18 protein-coding genes and 1 pseudogene are annotated in these 19756 nt (G+C 60.2%); 9 read left to right on the top strand and 10 right to left on the bottom strand.

The features are described 5' to 3' along the window. Positions 1-428 (bottom strand): MFS transporter (locus P7F28_RS16970; protein WP_277185687.1); only part of this gene is annotated, 428 nt, incomplete at its 3' end. Between the two features lie 243 nt (positions 429-671). Between P7F28_RS16970 and P7F28_RS16965 the strand changes: the two genes are divergently transcribed. After that, on the top strand, positions 672-1259 hold the full coding sequence (locus P7F28_RS16965; protein WP_277185686.1) for a MarR family transcriptional regulator: 588 nt from the start codon (positions 672-674) through the stop codon (positions 1257-1259). Between the two features lie 589 nt (positions 1260-1848). Beyond that, the gene (locus P7F28_RS33875) at positions 1849-2322 is read left to right on the top strand and encodes a transposase (RefSeq protein WP_368860339.1); all 474 of its coding nucleotides are present in this window, start codon (positions 1849-1851) and stop codon (positions 2320-2322) included. A gap of 661 nt (positions 2323-2983) precedes the next feature. On the opposite strand, the gene P7F28_RS16955 is transcribed toward P7F28_RS33875, so the two are convergent. The 9 genes from P7F28_RS16955 to P7F28_RS16915 form a co-directional block, all read right to left on the bottom strand. Continuing rightward, the gene (locus P7F28_RS16955; RefSeq protein WP_277185685.1) at positions 2984-3778 is read right to left on the bottom strand and encodes a glucose 1-dehydrogenase; all 795 of its coding nucleotides are present in this window, start codon (positions 3776-3778) and stop codon (positions 2984-2986) included. A 20-nt stretch (positions 3779-3798) separates the two neighbouring features. After that, entirely contained in the window at positions 3799-5259 is a 1461-nt protein-coding gene (locus tag P7F28_RS16950; protein WP_277185684.1) for an FGGY family carbohydrate kinase, read from the bottom strand. A 10-nt stretch (positions 5260-5269) separates the two neighbouring features. Continuing rightward, a complete protein-coding gene (locus P7F28_RS16945; RefSeq protein ID WP_277185683.1) occupies positions 5270-6352 on the bottom strand; it encodes an ABC transporter permease in 1083 nt (360 codons plus the stop codon). Positions 6353-6371: 19 nt separating this feature from the next. Continuing rightward, on the bottom strand, positions 6372-7907 hold the full coding sequence (locus tag P7F28_RS16940; protein ID WP_277185682.1) for a sugar ABC transporter ATP-binding protein: 1536 nt from the start codon (positions 7905-7907) through the stop codon (positions 6372-6374). Next, positions 7904-8536, bottom strand: coding sequence for a DUF2291 family protein (locus P7F28_RS16935; RefSeq protein ID WP_277185681.1), 633 nt, complete (start codon positions 8534-8536; stop codon positions 7904-7906). Before P7F28_RS16935 ends, P7F28_RS16940 begins: the two co-directional genes overlap by 4 nt. Positions 8537-8602: 66 nt before the next feature. Beyond that, positions 8603-9547, bottom strand: coding sequence for a D-ribose ABC transporter substrate-binding protein (locus P7F28_RS16930; RefSeq protein WP_277185680.1), 945 nt, complete (start codon positions 9545-9547; stop codon positions 8603-8605). A 47-nt stretch (positions 9548-9594) separates the two neighbouring features. Then, positions 9595-10392, bottom strand: a complete 798-nt coding sequence (locus tag P7F28_RS16925; RefSeq protein ID WP_277185679.1) for a GolD/DthD family dehydrogenase — start codon at positions 10390-10392, stop codon at positions 9595-9597. A gap of 55 nt (positions 10393-10447) precedes the next feature. Then, entirely contained in the window at positions 10448-11392 is a 945-nt protein-coding gene (locus P7F28_RS16920) for a transketolase family protein (protein ID WP_277185678.1), read from the bottom strand. Beyond that, positions 11385-12185, bottom strand: a complete 801-nt coding sequence (locus tag P7F28_RS16915) for a transketolase (RefSeq protein WP_277185677.1) — start codon at positions 12183-12185, stop codon at positions 11385-11387. The genes P7F28_RS16920 and P7F28_RS16915 overlap by 8 nt, the downstream gene beginning before the upstream one ends. Positions 12186-12436: 251 nt before the next feature. On the opposite strand from P7F28_RS16915, the gene P7F28_RS16910 reads away from it, so the two are divergent. From P7F28_RS16910 to P7F28_RS16880, 7 genes and pseudogenes are all read left to right on the top strand, one after another. Then, positions 12437-13204: a DeoR/GlpR family DNA-binding transcription regulator gene (locus tag P7F28_RS16910; RefSeq protein ID WP_277185676.1), complete on the top strand. Its 768-nt coding sequence runs from the start codon at positions 12437-12439 to the stop codon at positions 13202-13204. 447 nt (positions 13205-13651) lie between these two features. After that, positions 13652-14113: a MarR family winged helix-turn-helix transcriptional regulator gene (locus tag P7F28_RS16905; protein ID WP_277185675.1), complete on the top strand. Its 462-nt coding sequence runs from the start codon at positions 13652-13654 to the stop codon at positions 14111-14113. Between the two features lie 156 nt (positions 14114-14269). Then, the gene (locus tag P7F28_RS16900; protein WP_370467341.1) at positions 14270-16198 is read left to right on the top strand and encodes an arylsulfatase; all 1929 of its coding nucleotides are present in this window, start codon (positions 14270-14272) and stop codon (positions 16196-16198) included. A 7-nt stretch (positions 16199-16205) separates the two neighbouring features. Then, complete coding sequence (locus P7F28_RS16895; protein WP_277185673.1) at positions 16206-17243, top strand: formylglycine-generating enzyme family protein; 1038 nt, start codon at positions 16206-16208, stop codon at positions 17241-17243. Continuing rightward, positions 17243-18019: a MetQ/NlpA family ABC transporter substrate-binding protein gene (locus P7F28_RS16890; protein ID WP_277185672.1), complete on the top strand. Its 777-nt coding sequence runs from the start codon at positions 17243-17245 to the stop codon at positions 18017-18019. The genes P7F28_RS16895 and P7F28_RS16890 overlap by 1 nt, the downstream gene beginning before the upstream one ends. Then, on the top strand, positions 18016-18879 hold the full coding sequence (locus P7F28_RS16885) for a YkgJ family cysteine cluster protein (protein ID WP_277185671.1): 864 nt from the start codon (positions 18016-18018) through the stop codon (positions 18877-18879). The genes P7F28_RS16890 and P7F28_RS16885 overlap by 4 nt, the downstream gene beginning before the upstream one ends. Positions 18880-19242: 363 nt before the next feature. Continuing rightward, positions 19243-19756: pseudogene (locus tag P7F28_RS16880) on the top strand (hypothetical protein); the annotation flags it as partial.

Here is a 19756-nt window from a genome sequence, read left to right as displayed (position 1 = left end):
CGCCGCGCGCCCGGATACCAGTAGGTGAGGTACAAAATGATGCCGGGCCAGAAACCCGCCTCGGCGGCACCTAGCAGAATGCGCGCGATATAGAACTGCGCCGGCGTGGTCATGAAGGCCATGGCGGTGGAAATGCCACCCCACAGAATCATGATGCGCGAGATCGTCAGGCGCGCGCCGATCTTCTTGAGCCAGAGCGTGCTGGGCACTTCCAGCAGGATATAGCCGATGAAAAACAGGCTTACGCCGAGGCCGTAGGCGGCATCCGACAAGCCGAGATCTTGCTTCAGGTGCAATTGCGCGAAGCTGACATTCACGCGGTCCAGATAGTCCAGCACCCAGCAGACGAAGATGAACGACATCAACCGCCAGGTGACTTTATGGTATGTGGCTTCGACGCGCGCTGCCGTTGCGTCCGATTCCGACATAAATTGCGTAACTGTGGATTTGGCCACCAAACGTCTCCGTTTCCCGTGCTCAAGAGGACGACGCGCCACGGTCGAAGCGCATCCGTTTTTTATTCGATATCTAATTATTATGGTAAAGAGAGCGCCGGCACGGAACAAGTTCGGGTTTGCACGGAGAGGCACTCTGACTCTGTATATCAGCAGCGTGACGAGGCCACCGGCTATCATGTCGAAACAGACGATTTACGGAAAAACGACATCGCCATGACACGAAAGAAGTCTGTAGACGGCGCGCCGCGCGAAACCGCTGAGATGCTGCGCCACTGGCATGAATCCGTGCCGAACGACCGCCTCGCCCACTTGGTGAAGGACGCCACGCGTTCAATGGTGCGCGCCTTGCAAATGCGGCTCGCGGAACATTCAGTATCGTTCGGGCACTGGACTTTCTTGCGCATCCTGTGGGAAACCGACGGCCTGACGCAGCGTGAATTGAGCGAGCAGGCAGGCGTCATGGCACCCACCACGTTCGCTGCCGTGACCGCGATGGAAAAGCTCGGCCTGCTAGAACGACAACAACGCCCGGAGAACAAGAAGAATACGCACGTCTATCTGACAGCCGCAGGCCGTGCGCTGAAGGACAAGCTCGTACCGCTTGCGGAGGAAGTGAACGAAATCAGCGTGACAGGGCTGAGTGAGCGCGATATCAAAGTCGCGCGGAAGGTGCTGCTCACCATTATTGAAAATCTGGCGGACGATGAATCGGAATCGACCAATCCGCAGCGACGCGTGTTGTCCACGCGCGAGATCGGGAAGCTGATCGCCGAACGTGGCGAGAGTATGGAGGATGCTTGAGATATCTATGAGGGCCGCAATCCAGAATATTGCAAGAAGCTTTATATATTGAGGCTTGCGTACCCCTCAACACGCGAATAAGCAGTTGATCTGGCACCCGAGGCTTACCGGAAGAACCTGGATCTATAGGACGCATCGTATCGATGAAGGCCAGTTGCCGGAGTTTCTGCAGAAAGGTATCCACACCAGAGGAGCATTGCATGGCGGCCGTTGTTGGTCGGATCCACCGCTTCGAGTTGTTGCTGGAAAATCCTTAGGCTTCGGCACCATCGCCCTTCTCCGCCAGCGGCGGCTAACATAAATGAGAGACGCTCGAAATTGACCTTACATAGATGACATTAACGCATTTTAACTAGTGGTCCTTATTGATCGTGCGTCCCTTGACTTTTACCTAAGCGGCCAAGACATCTCGGACACGAAATGAGCGATAGTTGCTAACGAAGGGGCGCGCTTGAACGCACCGTATCGAACCCGAACAGACATCGAGAGTGCTCTAAATGTAACCGCCCGATCCTGACCGTATAGACGTCCGATGAAGGCGACGCCATGCTTTCCCGGGGCACAAATGTGACTGTGTCCACAAAGGATCATGGACACAGTGACCGAACTCACCGAAGTCAAACCGGCCCGCAAGTATCGGCGGCGCACGGCGGACGAGAAGTGCCGCATCGTCGAGAAGACGCTAACCGGTGGCCGTTCAGTTGCAGAGATTGCGCGCAGTCACGAAGTGAACGCAAATCAGGTGTTTGACTGGCGCAAGCAGTATCTTGAGGGCCGGCTCGGCGTGAGCCATCACGAATGTACCTTTCTGCCGGTGGCAGTAAATGAGACTGACGACAGCAGCGTCGCCGATCCGCCAACATCTGAGCTTGCAGCACCGCTGCCCGGCAAGATACGGATTCAACTGGCCCGAGGGGACGTGCACGTTGAAGGGAGTGTTGATCTCGATACGCTGCGCGTGGTTCCGAAGTTCGCCTCCAATCTGGGCGCAGACTACGACCTTCCGTGGGTGCCGGGACTGAGCGTCAACGGGCGCATCATCCACATAGGCGCCCAATACTAAGATTCCAGTGACATGCTTCGCTTGCCTTCGTGGACACACTACGGCATCGGTCTGCGTTATGGCATGCGTGTAATCGGCAAGGATGTCGTATTGCGTGCAAATGTCGAAAATCTTCTTGAAGTCGCTATTGGATTCAGCAAGGTACGTATGTGACAAATGCTGCACCTCGCACGCTGCTGCATTCTGCAGAATTCAATTTCTGAGGATAGTCGCACACGCATCTCAGATAACGGATGGAACTGTCCGACACCATCAGGCATTCGGTACTGACTGCCTCTCTTTGCGGAGCAGCGTGCCAGGCTCATTTCTAAAATACATTGCCTAGGGTGCCTTAACACAAATTTAAAATTCCTACGGTAGCTGCGATATTGAACGCGGAGTTCGACGGACAATTGCACTTTTTCGTGAGAACGCACGCGTCCGATCCGCGCTCACATGCGGGCTTTCAATAACGGAGGCAGTCGCGGCGAACAAAATCGCTCGGATATGTTGTCTCGCGGCGTCCTCCGCGCCGTCGGGATAGCGCCGAATGATTGCCTCGACAATCGCGTGGCTTCTCCGCACGCCAGCCTCGATACGTCCCGAGACGCTCAACGTCATCGGACCAAGCAACAAGATCTTGCGGTAACAGACATCCTAAGCAAATTTCGGGTTATCTCCGTTACGACATAAACATCCCGCCATCCACGTTGATCGTTTGGCCGGTGATATATGCCGCGTCGTCCGAGGCCAGAAACGTTACAAGCCCCGCGACATCGCCGCCGTTGCCCGCGCGTTTCATCGGGATACTCGCCACCCATTCCGCCATCAGTTCGCCCGGCTTGTAGTCGCCGAGCAGCTTGCCCCACGCCTCGTCGTTATACGACCACATGTCGGTCGTGATAATCCCGGGGCAAAACGCATTCACCGTGATGCCCGTTGGCGCGAGTTCCTTGGCGAGACTCTGCGTGATACCGAGCACTCCGAACTTGCTGGCCGCGTAGTGCGGCGTGTAGACGAAGCCCTGCCGAGCCTGACCCGACGCCGTGTTAATGAGACGCCCCGTCTTGCCGGTACGCAGCATGCGCGTGGCCGCTTCCTGACAGCACAGGAACACGCCTTTGGTGTTCACCGCCATCACCTTGTCCCACTCGCCTTCGGTCAGCTCCGGCAGCTTCGCGATGGTGATGACGCCCGCGTTCTGCACCGACACGTCGACCTCGCCGAGCGTGCTCGCGACTTCCTCGTACAGCGCGACGACCTGCGCCTTGTCAGTTACGTCCATCTCCACCGAGAGTGCATCGAAGCCCGCTTCGCGCAACCGCGCCGCGGCATCGTGCACGCTCTTTTCGTTGGCCGTCACGCACACTTTCGCGCCTTCCTGCGCGAAACGCTCCGCGATGCCCAGCCCGATGCCGCGGCTGCCGCCCGTCACGACCACGACCTTGTTTTCGAACCGCTTCAATGCTTGTGCCACGTCAAATCTCCCGATGATGTTCAAAGCCGCCCGATCCAGCGCAGCCACTGTGCATGGTTGTCCGCGGCGGCAGCCACGCCCGCGCCCGGCTCGACGCGCCGCGCGACGACGCGCTTCGCATGCCACCCATCGAGCGAAGCGACCAGCCGCGCCTGGCACGCCGCCAGCGCCGCCGCGCCCGCCGCCGAGATCTCGCTCAGCGCCAGCGTGCTGACGGGCCGGTTCAGCGTGTCGGACAGATACTGCAAAAGAAAAGGCCGCTGCGTAAGGCCGCCGTCCAGATAAAGCTCGGCCAGCGGCACGTCCGCTACCTGCTCCATCACGGTAATGACGTCCTTGATCTGATAGACGATCGATTCGTACGCCGCGCGCGCCACGTGCTGCCACGACGTCGAAAAGTTCAGTCCAACCACCTGTGCGCCGCCCGGATACTTCCAGTGCGGACAGCCGATACCCGAGAACGCCGGAATCACGAACACGCCGCCGTTGTCGTATTCGGTGAACGCCTGCTCCGCCTTCGCAAAATCGTCGAACAGGTTGAGCTTTTCTTTGAAGAACGCGGGCGTCGATCCCGCGCTGATGACGATGCCCTCCAGCGCGTAATCCACGCGGCCATCCATCGTGAAGCACAACGTCGAGACGAGGCCGTGTTCGGGCGCGTGTGCGCGAGCGCCGACATTCATCAGGATCGACGAGCCGGTGCCCATCGTCGCCTTGGCGACGCCCGGCGCGAGGCAGCCTTCGCCGACTGCGGCCGCGTGCGAATCGCCGATCATCGACAGCACGGGAATGGGCGTATCGAGCAGGCCGTCGAAGTCGGTCGCGCCGAACTCCGAGGCGGAAGGCCGCAATGCCGGCAGATGCAAACCGGCGAGACCGAAGGCTTCGAGCAGATCGCGGTCCCATTCCAGCGCGCCGAGATTGAGCAGCATGGTGCGCGACGCGTTCGTGTAATCGGTGCAGTAAGACGCGCCCTTCGTGAGGCGGTACAAGAGCCAGCTATCGACGGTGCCGAAATACGCATCGCGCGCCGCGATGGCCGCGCGCACGCGCTCGTCGTTCTCGTTGAGCCAGATGAGTTTGGTGCCGGAGAAATACGGGTCGATCAGCAAGCCGGTTTTTTCCGCGATGAGCGGCGCGAGTCCGTCCACCTTGAGCCGTTCGCAGATGCCGAGTGAGCGCTGGCATTGCCATGACACGGCCGGCACGATCGGCTCGCCGCGACCGTTCCACAGCACGACCGTTTCGCGCTGGTTCGATATTCCGACGCCCGCGAGCTTGCCTTCGAAACCGTCCAGGCATGCGCGCACGGCTTTGAGCACGGAGTCATACAACGCGTGCGCGTCCTGCTCGACGAAACCCGTGCGGGGCGTCGTGCACGCGACCGGCGCGAAACCGCGCGCATGCACCTGGCCTGCGCTGTCGAACACGAGCGCCTTGGTGCCGCTCGTACCCTGATCGATGGACAGAATGAATGTCATCGCACGCTCCTCAGGCCGTCAGCGAAACCATGCGCGATTGCAGCCGCTGCTGCAATTGATCGACCACCACGGCGAAGATGATGACGAGCCCCTTGATGACCATCTGCCAGAAGTCGCTGATGCCGCACATCACCATGCCGTCGCCGAGAATGCTGATGACGCACGCGCCCACCACCGAGCCGAACACGGTGCCGCGTCCGCCCATCAGCGCAGTGCCGCCGAGCACGACCGCCGCGATGGCGTTCAGCTCGTAGGTCTGCCCGGTAAGCGGATGCGCAGTCTGCAACTGTGCGGTAATCACGAGCCCGACCAGCGCCGCGCAAAAGCCCGAAAACATGTAGACGAACAGCTTCACGCGGCTCGTGCGGATGCCGGAAAAGCGTGCCGCCTGCTCGTTGCCGCCGATCGCGTAGATGCGCCGTCCGAGCGGCGTCTTCTTCGCGATGAAGATGGTGATGACGGCCAGCACGATCATGATCCACACCGGCGTGGACAGCCCGAGTATCGTGCCGTTGCCGATGAACTCGAAGCCGGTGTTGCCGAGCGCAGCGTTGCCTTCGAGGTCCGCATAGGTGCTGCCGTTGTTGACCAGCAGCGCCGCGCCGCGCACCACGTACAGCATGCCGAGCGTCGCGATGAACGGCGCGACGTTCAGCATCGTGATGAGATAGCCGTTGATCGCGCCGATCAGCGCGCCGAGCGCACACGCGATCAGCGTCACGCCCCACGGGTTGAAGAACACGACGTAGTGCCCGATCTTCACGCCTTCGAGCAGCAGATAACCCGCCGCCATGCCGCTGATGCCGACGATCGAGCCCACCGACAAATCGATCCCGCCAGTCAGGATCACGAGCGTCATGCCGATGGAAAGAATCGCGACGATGGTCACGTGCTTTGCCATGATGAGCATGTTACCGGTCGACAGAAAGTTCTCGGTTGCGAGCGAAAACACGATGACGATCGCGAACAGCGCGATGAAAATGCGCAGCTTGAGCACATTCACCGCGATACGCGAAGCCATGTAGGCGGTCTGCCGGTTGTGCTTCGCGTGCACCGGCGCCACCGGCGGATTGCTGCTGTTGGGTGTGTTCATGGTGTAGGTCTCTGTTGCTTCACACGACGGCAGTCGCGGGCGTCGAAGCGCGCACGATGCGTTCACTGTCGAATTGCGCGCGCTCCATGATCGCGGTGAGCTTGCCGCTCGCCATCACGAAGACGCGGTTGGATACGGCCATCGCCTCGTCGAGTTCGGAGGTCGCGTAGATCACGGCGATGCCCGAGCGCGCGAGCAGGCTGATCGTCTTGTAGACGTCCTCTTTCGCGCCCACGTCGATGCCACGGGTCGGCTCGTCCATCAGCAACACTTTCGGTCTGGTCAAGAGCGCCTTGCCGATAACGACCTTCTGCATGTTGCCGCCCGAGAGCGACGTGATGGGCGCATCGACCGAGGACGCCTTGATGGCGAGTTTCTTCACGATGTCGCCGGCCGCGTCGACCTGACGATCGCGCGTGAGCGCACCGACGAAGCGGCGCGTGAACTTCTCCAGGCTGGAAAGCGTCATGTTCTCGAGAATGGTCATCAACTGCACCATGCCCTGCTTCTGGCGGTCTTCCGGCACCAGCGCGACGCCCGCCTCGATGCGCTTCGGAATCGGCATGTCCTCGATGGCGCGGCCCGCGAGTTCGATCTCGCCGAGCGCGAGCGGATTGGCGCCGAGAATCGATTCGAGCAGTTCGGTGCGTCCCGCGCCCATCAGGCCGTAAATGCCGATCACCTCGCCCGCCTTCACCGAGAACGACACGTGATCCACCGCGTAGATGCCGTTCGAACGCTTGAGCGCGAGATCCTTCACCCTGAGCACTTCCGCGCCGATCGCGTGCTGTTCGAACGCGAAACGCTTCTTCGACGAACCGACCATCGCCTCAATGATCCACGGAATATCGACGTTGGCGATCTCGTCCTCGGCCACCAGCCGGCCGTTGCGCAGCACCGTGATGCAGTCGCCGATCGCCATGATTTCTTCGAGCCGGTGCGAGATGTAGATCACCGTCACGCCTTCTTCCTTCAGTTGCGCGATGATCCGGAACAGAATCTCGACTTCCGCTTTCGACAGCGCGGAAGTGGGTTCGTCCATGATGAGCACCTTGATGTGCTTGGACAGCGCCTTGGCGATCTCCACCAGTTGTTGCTGGCCCACGTACAGATCGCCCAGCCGCGTGCGCGGATCGATGGCGATATGCAGGCGTTCGAGCAGCACTTTCGCCTGATGGTTTTCCATCTTCGAGCGGATCACGCCGGACTGCGTAATCTCGTTGCCCGCGAAGATGTTCTCCGCGACCGTCATGTCCGGAAAGAGATTCAGCTCCTGAAAGATGATGCCGATGCCGTGCTTTTCCGCGCTGCGCACATCGGCGATCTGCGCGATCTGGTCGTCGATCCAGATTTCGCCGGAAGTCGGCGTTTCCGCGCCCGCGAGCAGCTTCATCAGCGTGGACTTGCCCGCGCCGTTCTCGCCGATCAGCACGTTCACCTTACCGCGCCGCACCTTGTAGTCGACTTCGACGAGCGCCGCCGTGCCGGGATACTGCTTCGACAGGCCGCGCGTCTCGATCACGTTGACGGGGTTCATCGTGCGCGGACTATTCATTTCCAGGCCACCGGAATCGCGCGGATCTCGCCCGTCGGTTCGCTCCAGCTACTGTAGACCGCCGCCACGTCCACGCTGTCGCCCACCTTGAGCTTCGTCGACTGCGCCTTCGAAACGACGAGCTTGTTGAGTTCCTGGCCGAACGCGGCGAAGCGCGTCTGGTCGTCGAAATCGCTGTACTTGACGCCGGGGAAGCCATCGCGCACGCCGGTGCCGATCACGACCGGGCCGGTTTCGAGCACGACCTGCACGGGGTCTGCGCCGCTCACGGGCGCGACTTCCACATAGGTCTTGCCGACGCGCGAAGTATCGTCGACCTTCGTCACCTTGCCCTGCACGCGCAGCCAGAAATTGCACGGGAACGCATTGCTCTGACGGAAGCCGTATTGCTTGCAGGCATCGTCGAAATTCTGGTTGAGCGCGCCGATCACCTGCGCGGCGGGCTTCGCCTGCTTGTCCGCGTAAGGAATGAGCTGGTCGCTCAGCATCTTTGCGGCGTCCGGGCCCTTGTGCTGGCCCTGGCTGCGGATATCCGCGAGTTCCTTGTCGGTCACGACATGACACGCGGCGAGACTCGCGATGCCGAGCGCCATGAGCGCGCGCCGCGCGGCTGGAAGAGATTGAAGCATTACGACCTCACATGACAAGTCTTGCACGGGCGCGACACGCGCCGCGCCCGCTCGGTGCGTGCTGCCTTACTTGTTGTAGTAGAAGTCCTTGACGTGCGACGCGTTATCTTTTGTGATGAGAATGCCGCGCGTCAACTGGCGCTCCGGTTCGCCCGTCTTGCCGGTGGTGATGTACTTGTCGAGCAGATCGACGCCGTGGATCGCGATGCCCTGCGCCTGCAGCATGACGGTGGCCTTCAGCTTGCCCGCGAGCACGGAGTCGCGTTCGTCGTTGCTGCCGTCGATACCCATCACCGTGACTTCCTTCTTGCCCGCCGAGTCGAGCGACGCGATCGCGCCGAGCGCGACCGGACCGTTGCCGCAGATCACGCCCTTGATGTTCGGATGCTCCTGCAGGATCGAATCCATCGCCTGCTTGCCGGGCAGGAGCGCGCCCTTGGCGTCCTGACGCGCGACCATCTTGAGATCGGGATACTGGTCGAGCACCTGATGGAAAGCCTGCGAACGCGTCACGCAGTTCTTGTCCGCGAGATTGCAGGTGAGTTCGACGTATTCGCCCTTCTCCCCAATGGCCTCGACGAAGCGTTGCGCCACTTCTGTACCCGCCTGAAGATTGTTGTGGCTCAACTGCGCGATGGCGATGCCGTCCTTCGGAATTTCGCGATTGATGAGCACCACGGGCACCTTCTTGTCGGCGGCCGTGCGGACCGTCGCGACGCTCGCGTTCGAATCGGCGTTGTCGAGCACGATGCCCTTCACGCCCTTGCCGATCACGAGATTGACGAGTTCGTTCTGCTTGTTCACGTCCTCGCCGTGCGACAGCACGATGGTGTCGTAGCCGAGCTTCTTGGCTTCGGTGTCGGCGCCCTTCGCTTCGGCCGCGTAGTACGGGTTATCGAGCGCGTTCACGAGAATCGCGATGGTGCCCTTGCCTGCGGCATTCGCGACCGTCGGCGCTGCGGCCGCGAACGAAACGGCTACCGCTGATGCGACTGCAATCTTCTTCCACATGTTCCTGTCTCCGGTTGAATTGGTCTTATCTGAAAGGCGTGGCGTGCTCAGGCGATCGTGTAGCCTCCATCGATCATGATGTCGGCGCCGGTAATCATGTCCGCGCCGTTGGACAGCAGAAAGAGAATCGCGGCGGCGATCTCGTCGGTATAGGCGAAGCGTCCCACGGGAATCAGCTTCTTCATGTTCTCGCCCTTCTCGCCTTCCCACGCGGCCGCGCCCATCGGCGTGAGCACGACGGTGGGCGATACCGTGTTGACCGTGATGCCGCGCGCCGCCCACTCCTTCGCGAGCACCTTCGTCATGCCGATCAGCCCTGCTTTTGCAGAGGTGTAGGCGCAATGCTGGTCGATCGCGACGGTGGCCGCCTGCGAGGCGATATTGACGACCTTGCCGCCATGCCCGCTCGCCAGCACGATGCGCGCGAAGTGCTTTGAGCACAGGAACGGGCCGGTGAGATTCACGCCGATCTGGCGCTGCCATTCGTCGAAGCCGATATCCACCGCGGGCGTGAGCGTGATGCAGCCCGCCGCGTTCACGAGCAGATGCAGATCGCCGAAATGCGCGTGCGCGGCCTGCATGGCGCGCTCCACATCCGCTTCGTTGGCGACATCGCACGCGAAGGCGCACGCTTTGTCCGCGCCGAGCTGTTCGATCGCGGCGGTGACGCGCGGCTCCTCGAAATCCGGATACAGGATCGCGACGCGCGCGCCCTTCGCGATCAGCGCGGCATTGGTCGCCATGGCGATACCGCCGAGGCCGCCCGTCACCACCGCGATCTTGCCGTCGAGCCGGAACTCGAAGTCCACGCCGTGACGCAGCGACATGTCGTACTGAGTGCCCATCTGGTGTCTCCTATTTTTTTGGCGCTTGTTTATTGCACGTGTTTATTGCGCGTGTTTATTGCGCGCACTGAGCACGCACGGCATCCGCGATACCCGCCGCGTCGATGCCGTAGTGTTTGCGGATGCCCTTGCGCGTACCGTACTTCGCGAACTCGCCCTCGGTGATGCCGAGCATCGACAGGCGCCGATGCATCTGACGCCGCGCCATCAGCACCGCGACCATCGCGCCGATGCCGCCGTGCAGCGAGTGCTCCTCGACGGTGACGACCGCGTCGTGGCGCTGGATGATCGAGGCGAGCGCGTCCTGATTCAGCGGGCGCAGCGACGAGAGATTCACCAGCGTGGGATCGAGCACGCCTTCCTTTTGCAGCGTCTCGCAGGCTTCGAGCGCTTCGCCGACGACCGAGCCGAGCGCGATGACCGCGACCTTCGAGCCTTCGATCAGCACGTTCGGGCGGCCCGGCTCGAAGCGGTACGACTTGTCGTGCACCACCGGAAATTTCGCGTTGTCGAGGCGGATGTAGACAGGTCCGTCTACCGACGCCGCGTAGTCGATCATCTGCGCGGCCTCCACCTCGTCGCACGGCGCGAGAATCTGGACGTTGCCAAAGCCGCTCATGATCGAGATATCGTCAATTGCATGATGCGTCGAGGCGAGCGGGCCGTAGGCGACACCGGCGTTGAGGCCGAGCATCTTCACGTTGGTGCCGCTGTAGCAGACGTCGTTCTTCACCTGCTCGTTGGCGCGCCCGACCAGAAACGGCGCCGCGTTCGCGGTGAACACGATATGCCCGCCGAGCGCCATGCCCGCGGCCATGCCCACCATGTTCTGCTCCGCGATACCCACGTTGATGACGCGTTCCGGATAGCTTTCGAGATACGGTCCGATCTTCGAGGTGGAGGTGGAATCGGCCACCATCACGATGATGTCCTGCCCGGCCGCCGTCAGACGGCTGATGGCGCTCACCACGCCGTCGCGCAAGTCAGCGAGTTCACGCATGGTCCAGCTCCTTGAGCGCCTGTTCGAGTTGTGCTTCGTCGGGGAACTTGTGATGCCACGCCGGCTGGTTCTCCATGAACGACACGCCACGGCCCTTGATGGTGTGCGCGATCACCGCCTTCGGCTTTCTGTTGCCGTAGTCGAGACTTTCCAATAGTTTCCAAATGGAGTCGGCCTGGTTTCCGTTCACGTCGTGCACTTCGAAACCGAAAGCACGGAGTTTCTCGTCGAGCGGGTCGAGATCCATGATGTTGTGCGTGAAGTCGGCAAGCTGAAGCCGGTTGCGGTCCACGATCACGACGAGGTTCGACAACTCGAAGTGCGCGGCGGCCATCGCGGCTTCCCAGTTGGAGCCTTCTTCGAGTTCGCCGTCGCCGGTCAGGACGAACACGCGACCGGTGTTGGCGGACGCGTTGTCCTGCTTCGACGCATGGCGCTGCTTGGCCATCGCGAGACCTGCCGCGATCGGGAAGCCGTGGCCGAGACCGCCCGTGTTCACGGTCACCCAGCCGGGTAGCTTCTGCCGCACGGGATGCCCCGGCAGACGCGAATCGTCCTTCAGATAAGTGAGCAACTCGCGGTCTTCGAGCCAGCCGAGTTCCGCGAAGCAGGAATACAGACCGCCGACGCCATGCCCTTTACTCAGCACGAACTCGTCGTGCCAGCGCACGTTGGTGTGCGCGGCGCTCGCCGCGTCGATCTCATAACGGAGCACGTGAAAATAGAGCGCCGCGAGAATATCCGCCTCCGACATGTCGCCACCCGTATGGCCGCTCTTGGCGGTGGCGTTCATCACGCAGATCTTCTTGCGGATCTCTTGGGCCCGGCGATGAAGCGCGTCGCCGGACTGCTTGAAGGGGTTTTCCATTCCTGCTCCCAGACTTCCTGTTTGCTTGTTCGAAAGTTTCTTTTACTTTCTTTAGAAAGTCAAAAGGAAATTGATGCTGACAGGGTAAGTACTGAGCTGCGTTCTCAGATCGGTTGAATGAGGCAGAATACGAACTATTGGCTCGCACTTGTGCAGCGCGCCGCTGGGAAATAGAAATGGATCAACGGACCAGAACAGAAAGAATCCTCGAGCGCGTGCAGGCGGCGAAGCTAGTGAAGCTTTCGGAGCTTTCTAGCGAATTCGGCGTGTCAATGCCCACCATCCGCAAGGATATTGATGAACTGCAGCGGCTTGGATCCGTGGAGCGCGTCCATGGAAACGTGCGTCTTAAGTCTGTTCAACCGGAGCATTCGCGACGCGCCAATGTAATCCCTCAGTTGCCGACCAGCGTAGAGAAGGCGCTGATAGGCAAACGCGCAGCGAGCCTTATTGAAAGCGGCGATTCCGTGATCCTCGATTGTGGTGCGACCGCGACCGAACTCGCGAAAAATTTGGTAGATCGTCAGAACTTGCGCGTTGTGACTAACGCTTTGAATATCGCAATCCTGCTTGGTGCGGAGCCGTCCAATCAGGTCATGCTAACGGGCGGAGTTTTTAAGGCAGAAACCGTTGCGGTATCGGGTGAAAAGGCTTCCATGTTTTTCGAGGGAATGTTTGTCGATAAGCTGTTTCTAGCAGCGGGAGGCGTGTCGATGGAATCCGGCATTTCATACCCCGACTTCATCGATTTGCACGTGAAGCGAGCGATGATCGATGCCGCCAAGACAGTGTATTTGCTTGCCGACTCAAAAAAGTTCGGAAGAAGAGACTTCGCGACATTTGGCGCGATGGACCGCGTTGACTATTTAGTTACCGACGCGGGATTGGGGGAAGATTTTGCAACGTGGCTAGCTTCAAACGGAGTGCAAATTATCTATTCGTGAACCCTGGCGAAAGCCTGAATTCGTTTAATCGCCGAGACATCGTCCAGCGTCTTCATCCGAGAATGCAATCGAATCCTTGATATCCAGGCGCTTTGGCGCGGCAAGCGTGCCGACGTCTCTCGCATCTTGAACAGGGCGTAGCGAAACTAACCGGGCTGCGTTTCGAAATTGAATCGGGTAAGCATCAATGGTTGATGCAACAACATCCTCTCCGATCAGCTACTAGAGGAGTACTAGTTTCTCAATACGAGAAGCAAATGGCTGTGAGCGATCCGCAAACCAAGAACACTGCGCGATAACGCTTGGATTAATTTCTATAACTAATATGATCAACTTTTCATAAGTATCACATACTTAATCCCGCCAGCCATCATTTAGCGGTATTGGTCAGCGGACTATTTTCAGAATGGTCTATTTCGCCGACGCTCACGGTTACGAATCCAATCGATGCTGCAGGCGCTAAACGGAAACAGAAGAAGTCTGCTGGCGGCAGGACCAGAATCGCCGGACGGCGGCTTGCCCCGCTTTACGCACGCCCTGGCTTCTGGCTGCGGCAAACGCACCAGACTTTTTATCGCTATCTTCAAAAGCGCTTGTGCAGGCATTGGCATCACACCCGAACAGCTCTTCGTGCTGACAGTGATCAACGCTCATCCCAGCATCGAGCGACGCTTGGAAGCGCAAGCCATGCTCACCCGTGAGAATGTCGATCATCGACGCGGTGTTTGCCTGAAGCTGACCACTGCGGGCATCGCGTTGCTGGATACGGCCGAGCCATGCATCAAAGATGCTTATCAACGTCTGACTTCAGCGCTGACATCCAGCGAATGTGCGCGGCTCGTAACCTTGTCGGACACGTTGAACAATCGGCTCCAATCCCATTCGCGCGCGCCGTTCCGGCCGCTCTGAGTCCTGTTGGAAAATTGGCTGGGCACCCGTTGCAGCGCCCTGACCTCTCAAATCTTTTACGGGCAAAAGTAAAGCAGAAATCAATCTTTTGGCGCCCGAAAGCCAATTGCTAAGATCGCCGCTCGCTTTCAACGGACCGCCATAATCAGAATGAATCTGCCCCGCTCGATTGCACCCCGCCGCGCTGTTATCGCACTTGCTGTCGCCAACGTCTTCACCCTCGCCTCTTGCGGCTCGTCAAATGACAGCCCGCCGGTAACGCCCGTCGCCGCAAAGCGGCCCAACATTGTGTACATCATGGCCGACGATCTCGGCTATTCCGATATTCACGCGTTCGGCGGCGAGATCAACACGCCGAATCTCGATGCGTTGGTCGCTTCCGGCCGCATTCTGACGAACCATCACACCGGCACGGTTTGCGCGATCACGCGCGCCATGCTGATCTCCGGCACCGACCATCACCTTGTCGGCGAAGGTACGATGGGCACGCCCACCGACGAACGCAAAGGCCTGCCGGGATACGAAGGATATCTGAACGATCGCTCGCTCTCCGTCGCGCAGTTGCTGAAGGACGGCGGATATCACACGTATATGGCGGGCAAGTGGCATATCGGATCGGGCATCGTCGGCAGTACGACGGGCGGCGGGCAGACACCGGATCAATGGGGCTTCGAGCATAGCTACGCGCTGCTCGGCGGCGCGGCGACCAATCACTTTGCGCACGAACCCGCGGGGTCGAAAAACTACACCGAAGACGGTCAGTACGTGCAGCCGGGACAGCCCGGCCAAGCGGGCGGCGCAGGTGGCAGTCCGGCCGTGTTCTACTCGACCGACTTCTACACGCAGAAGCTGATCGCCTATATCGATTCGAACAAGGGCGATGGCAAACCGTTCTTCGCCTACGCCGCCTATACCTCGCCACATTGGCCGTTGCAGGTGCCGGAGCCGTATCTGCATAACTACGCCGGCAAGTACGACGCGGGCTACGACGTGATCCGCAATGCGCGCATCGCACGGCAAAAAACGCTCGGCATCATTCCGGCCGATTTCAATCCGTATCAGGGCGCGCCGGAGACGTTGAACTCAACGCCCGCCACGGCGAACAACGGCACCGCAAACGCGAAGTACATCAGCGCTGTGCACAGCGCCGCGCAAGGCTACAGCGACTATGGTCCCGGCACCGTCAACAAGTCGTGGAACAGCCTGTCCGCCGCTGAAAAGAAAGCGCAGGCGCGCTATATGGAGATCTATGCGGGCATGGTCGAAAATCTCGATCACAACATCGGCCTGTTGATCCAGCATCTGAAGGACATCGGCGAATACGACAACACGTTCATCCTGTTCCAGTCCGATAACGGCGCGGAAGGCTGGCCGATCGATTCCGGCGCCGACCCCACCGCCACCGATACCGCCAACGCGTCCGACGCGATCTATTCCACCCTCGGCACCGACAACGGTCTGCAGAACGCGCGGCGTCTGCAATACGGTCTGCGTTGGGCCGAAGTGAGCGCGACGCCGTTCCGCCTGACCAAGGGCTTCTCTGGCGAAGGCGGTGTATCGACTCCGCTGATCGCGCATCTGCCCGGACAGACGGCGCAGTTGCCGACCTTGCGCGCCTTCACGCACGTGACCGACAACACCGCGACTTTCCTCGCGGTGGCGCAGATCACGCCGCCGGCGCAGGCCGCACCGGCATCGATCAATGCGTTGACGGGTGTCGATTCGAACAAGGGCAAGGTGGTCTACAACAATCGTTATGTGTATCCGGTGACGGGCCAGTCGATGCTGCCGCTGCTCAAGGGCGATGCCACCGGCGAAGTGCACACCGCCGCGTTCGGTGATGAAGCCTATGGCCGCGGTTATCTGCGCAGCGCCGATGGCCGCTGGAAGGCGCTGTGGACCGAGCCGCCGAGCGGGCCTGTCGATGGTCACTGGCAACTCTTCGATCTCCAGGCGGACCGTGGCGAGAACAATGACGTATCGACGCAGAATCCATCGGTCATCGATTCGCTCGTGCAGCAATGGAACAGCTATATGACGTCGGTGGGCGGTGTCGAGCCCTTGCGTCCGAAAGGCTATTACTGAGCACGCGATGAACAAGCGATGGCGGTTCATCGGCGCGGCCGGTGTGGTGGCAGCCTTGTTCGCGGCGGGCTTCGGCGCAGCGCTCGCCGTCAACGACCAACACGGTTTCGATCCGCGCAACTTCACGCGCTCGCTCGCGCCGCTCGGCTCCGAGCAGCAATGCGAACGCTACTCGGGCATTCCCGCAAAGTGGCGCGACGATCCGCATGCGGGCATGGTGCATCTGCGGGGCGGCGAGTTCATCTTCGGCAGCAGGCGGGGTTATGAGGATGAGCGTCCCGTCGGCGATGGCAGGACACAAGTCGGCGCGTTCTGGATCGATCAGACCGATGTCACCAACGCGCAATTCGCCGCTTTCGTCGATGCCACCGCTTATGTGACCGAGGCCGAGCGTCAGGGCGGCGCGGTGGTGTTTCACGTGCCGACGCGCGAAGAGATGAACGCACGCGATCTCGCATGGTGGTCGTGGGTTAAGGGGGCATCGTGGAAGCATCCGCGCGGCGCGTCGAGCACGTGGAAGGGTCACGAAAACGAACCCGTGACGATGGTCACGCTCGCCGATGCCCTCGCCTACGCGCATTGGCTCGGCCGCGATCTGCCGACCGAAGCGGAATGGGAGTTTGCGGGCAAAGCGGGCCGCGAAGGCGCGCAGCTCGACGCCGCACCGCGCGACGCGCAGGGCAAGCCATCGGCGAACTACTGGCAGGGCGTATTTCCGGTGCTGAATTCCGCCGAAGACGGTCACGCGGGTTTGTCACCCGTAGGCTGCTATGCCGCGAACGACTTCCGGCTCTACGACATGATCGGCAATGCATGGGAATGGACCAAAGACCCGTACACGGGCCCGCGCCAGCCGCATTCGAACGGCGACACTGCTGCGGTGGTTCCGGCGCGCAGGCACGACACCGCAATGGTCATCAAAGGCGGCTCGTTTCTGTGCGCGCAGGACTATTGCGTGCGATACCGCGCGTCGTCGCGGGAGCAGCAGGAAGCGGATTTGCCGGCATCGCATATCGGCTTTCGTACTGTGGCGCGGGAGGGTTGATGCGCTCGCGCTTTTTGCTGGCGGCCGTCTGTTTCGTGACGGGCGTGCATGCTACGGACAAGCCGATACGTATCGGCGTGATGCCGGGCGAGGAAGCGTCGGTCGTGGCTCAGGTGCGCGAGGTCGCTGTGAAACAAGGCTTGCCGCTCGAGATCGTCACATTTGACGATGCCGCGCGCATCGACGCCGCGCTCGCCAGCGGTGCAATCGATGCCGCGAGCGCCGAAGACGAAGCGAGCCTCATCGCCCACAGCACGCGCCAGCGCTACGCGATCCAAAGCGTCGCCGCAACCGTCACTTTGCCGATGGCGCTCTACTCGCGCAAGCTCACGTCGATGGCCTCGCTGCCGCGCGGCGCAAGCATCGCCATTCCCTCCGATGCAGCGGGCACGGCACGCGCGCTGATCCTGCTGCAAAACTACACACTCATTACGCTGGACGACCGTGCAGGCCTGCATCCTGCGCTCGCCGATATCAGCAGCAATCGCCTCGATCTGAAAATACGCCGCGTGGAGCGCGCGAAACTGTATGACGCGCTCGACACAGCAGGCATTGTCGCTATGAATGCTGATTACGCTGCGCGCCACGCGCTGAAGCCGGGGCGCGACAGCATCGGCATCGAAGACGCGCGCTCGCCCTATCAGCATGTGCTCGCCGTGCGCACGAGCGACACGAAGTCCGCGTGGGTCGCTCAACTAATCCGCGCTTACCATTCCGATGACGTCGCGCATTTCATCTTTACGCAGTATCAGGATTCGGTGCGGCGGCCCTGGTGAACGCGTATTCGTTCGAATGCACCGCATGCGGCAAGTGCTGCAACAGCCCGCCTGCCTTGTCGATCCGCGAACTGTTCCGGTTTCGCGATGTGTTCATCGGGTGCATCGCAATCGGACGCGTTCGATATCACGCGGTCCCACCGCCGCATGCGTTTGTGGTCGATGACGCGAATGCCATCATCGTCACCACGCTCGCGTTCGACTACGCTTCCACCGCGCGCTGTCCCGCGCTGATGGAGAACGGGTTGTGCAGCCTGCATGCGCGGGGCAAGCCGGATCAGTGCATCGCGGTGCCGCTCGATCCGCTCGTGACCGATGACCTGCAACATGCGGTGCTTGCGCAAAGATCGCGCGGCGCGGGTTGGATTGGCGAGCAATGCATCAAGCCGGGTGAAGACGAAGGCGCGTTGCTGTTGCGCGGTATCGAAATAATTGATGCAAACGCCCGCGACGCCATGCAGCGGAGACGGCAGGCATTGCAGATCGAACGCGAGATATGGAGCACTGCGGTTTTCGATGGCTTGTTGCGCGATTTCCCCAGCCCGCGCCACGCGCTATCGATGCTTCCCGAAGAAGGTTATCGGACCATCGCCATCGCGCCCGCGCTGCTTGCGATCGGATGCCTGTCGCGGGTGCTCGCGGAATTGTGCATCACCTATATCGATGGGCAGACCGCGATGATCGAGCGGTCCGTGGCGCGGGCCATCGAACGCCGTCGACTCGACGACCGGCCAACGACGCAGACCATGCGTGGTTTCGCCGATGCGCTGCAGTACGCGCGCCGTCATTTGTCTGCGATGACTTTCGGAACCGAAACAACATCGGCAGCACAGCGTGCTGAGGAATGGCTTATTGATTGAGAATGTGTTCCTAATTGCCCGTCGCCGCGTTAATTTCTTGTGGGCGCAAGACAGACCGAACCGTTGAAAAGAGCAGCGCTGCCGCTTTTAGATCTACAAGCCTGAAAGACCGCGCAATAGTTCGGCATCGGTTAGTGCCGCTTCGATAGCGGAGTTACCTCGCTGCATTGACCGTCGATGAGTGAGTAATATCGACCCGGAGCGGCCGGTCGACTGAACCGGCGGCCAATGACCGGTCTCTAGCGGCAATCTTACCGACGCCCCCTCATAACATTGATCGCAGCGATATGTCGACGAGGTGGCATTTTTGATCTACAGTTACCGCCGTTGTTTATTGAATTCAACTTAAAATCGTAAATAACCGTGATCGAATTACCAATCAACTTTTCGCTTCCTAAACCCTGGGTCGGTGGTCACTTCAACCGGAGCAGGATCGGCTTCATTAATTTTCTGGTTGGCCCGAACGGTAGCGGAAAATCGCGCTTCGCCCAATCACTCAGGGCGGTTCTGCCGAACTCACGCCTTCTCGGTACCGATAGGTTATCAGGTATGGGCGTTTCGGCGACAGCCAGCATATTCGGAGATCAGTTGGCGTCAGGTTTTCAGAAAGGCTGGTTTCCACAATTTAAATCGATAGGAACTACGCAAGGTTCGGGGTTAGACACCTTCATTCTGCTAGAAGAGCGACCAGATATTAGGATTATGGTCGAAGCCACTCTGAGCAACCTTTTTAACAGAAGCATTCATATTGAATGGGATTCTGGCAATCTCGTCCCAAAGGCGACTTCGAGTAGATCAGGTGATTCTTATCGACTCGACAGAGATGAATGTCATGGAATTAGGGAGCTACTGGTTCTCCTTACCCACCTATATAACG

Source organism: Caballeronia sp. BR00000012568055, from assembly GCF_029439455.1.
In the GTDB taxonomy this organism is placed as follows: Bacteria; Pseudomonadota; Gammaproteobacteria; order Burkholderiales; family Burkholderiaceae; genus Caballeronia.
The sequence above is the reverse complement of the archived record's forward strand: the minus strand, read 5'-3'. Positions and strand labels throughout refer to the sequence as shown.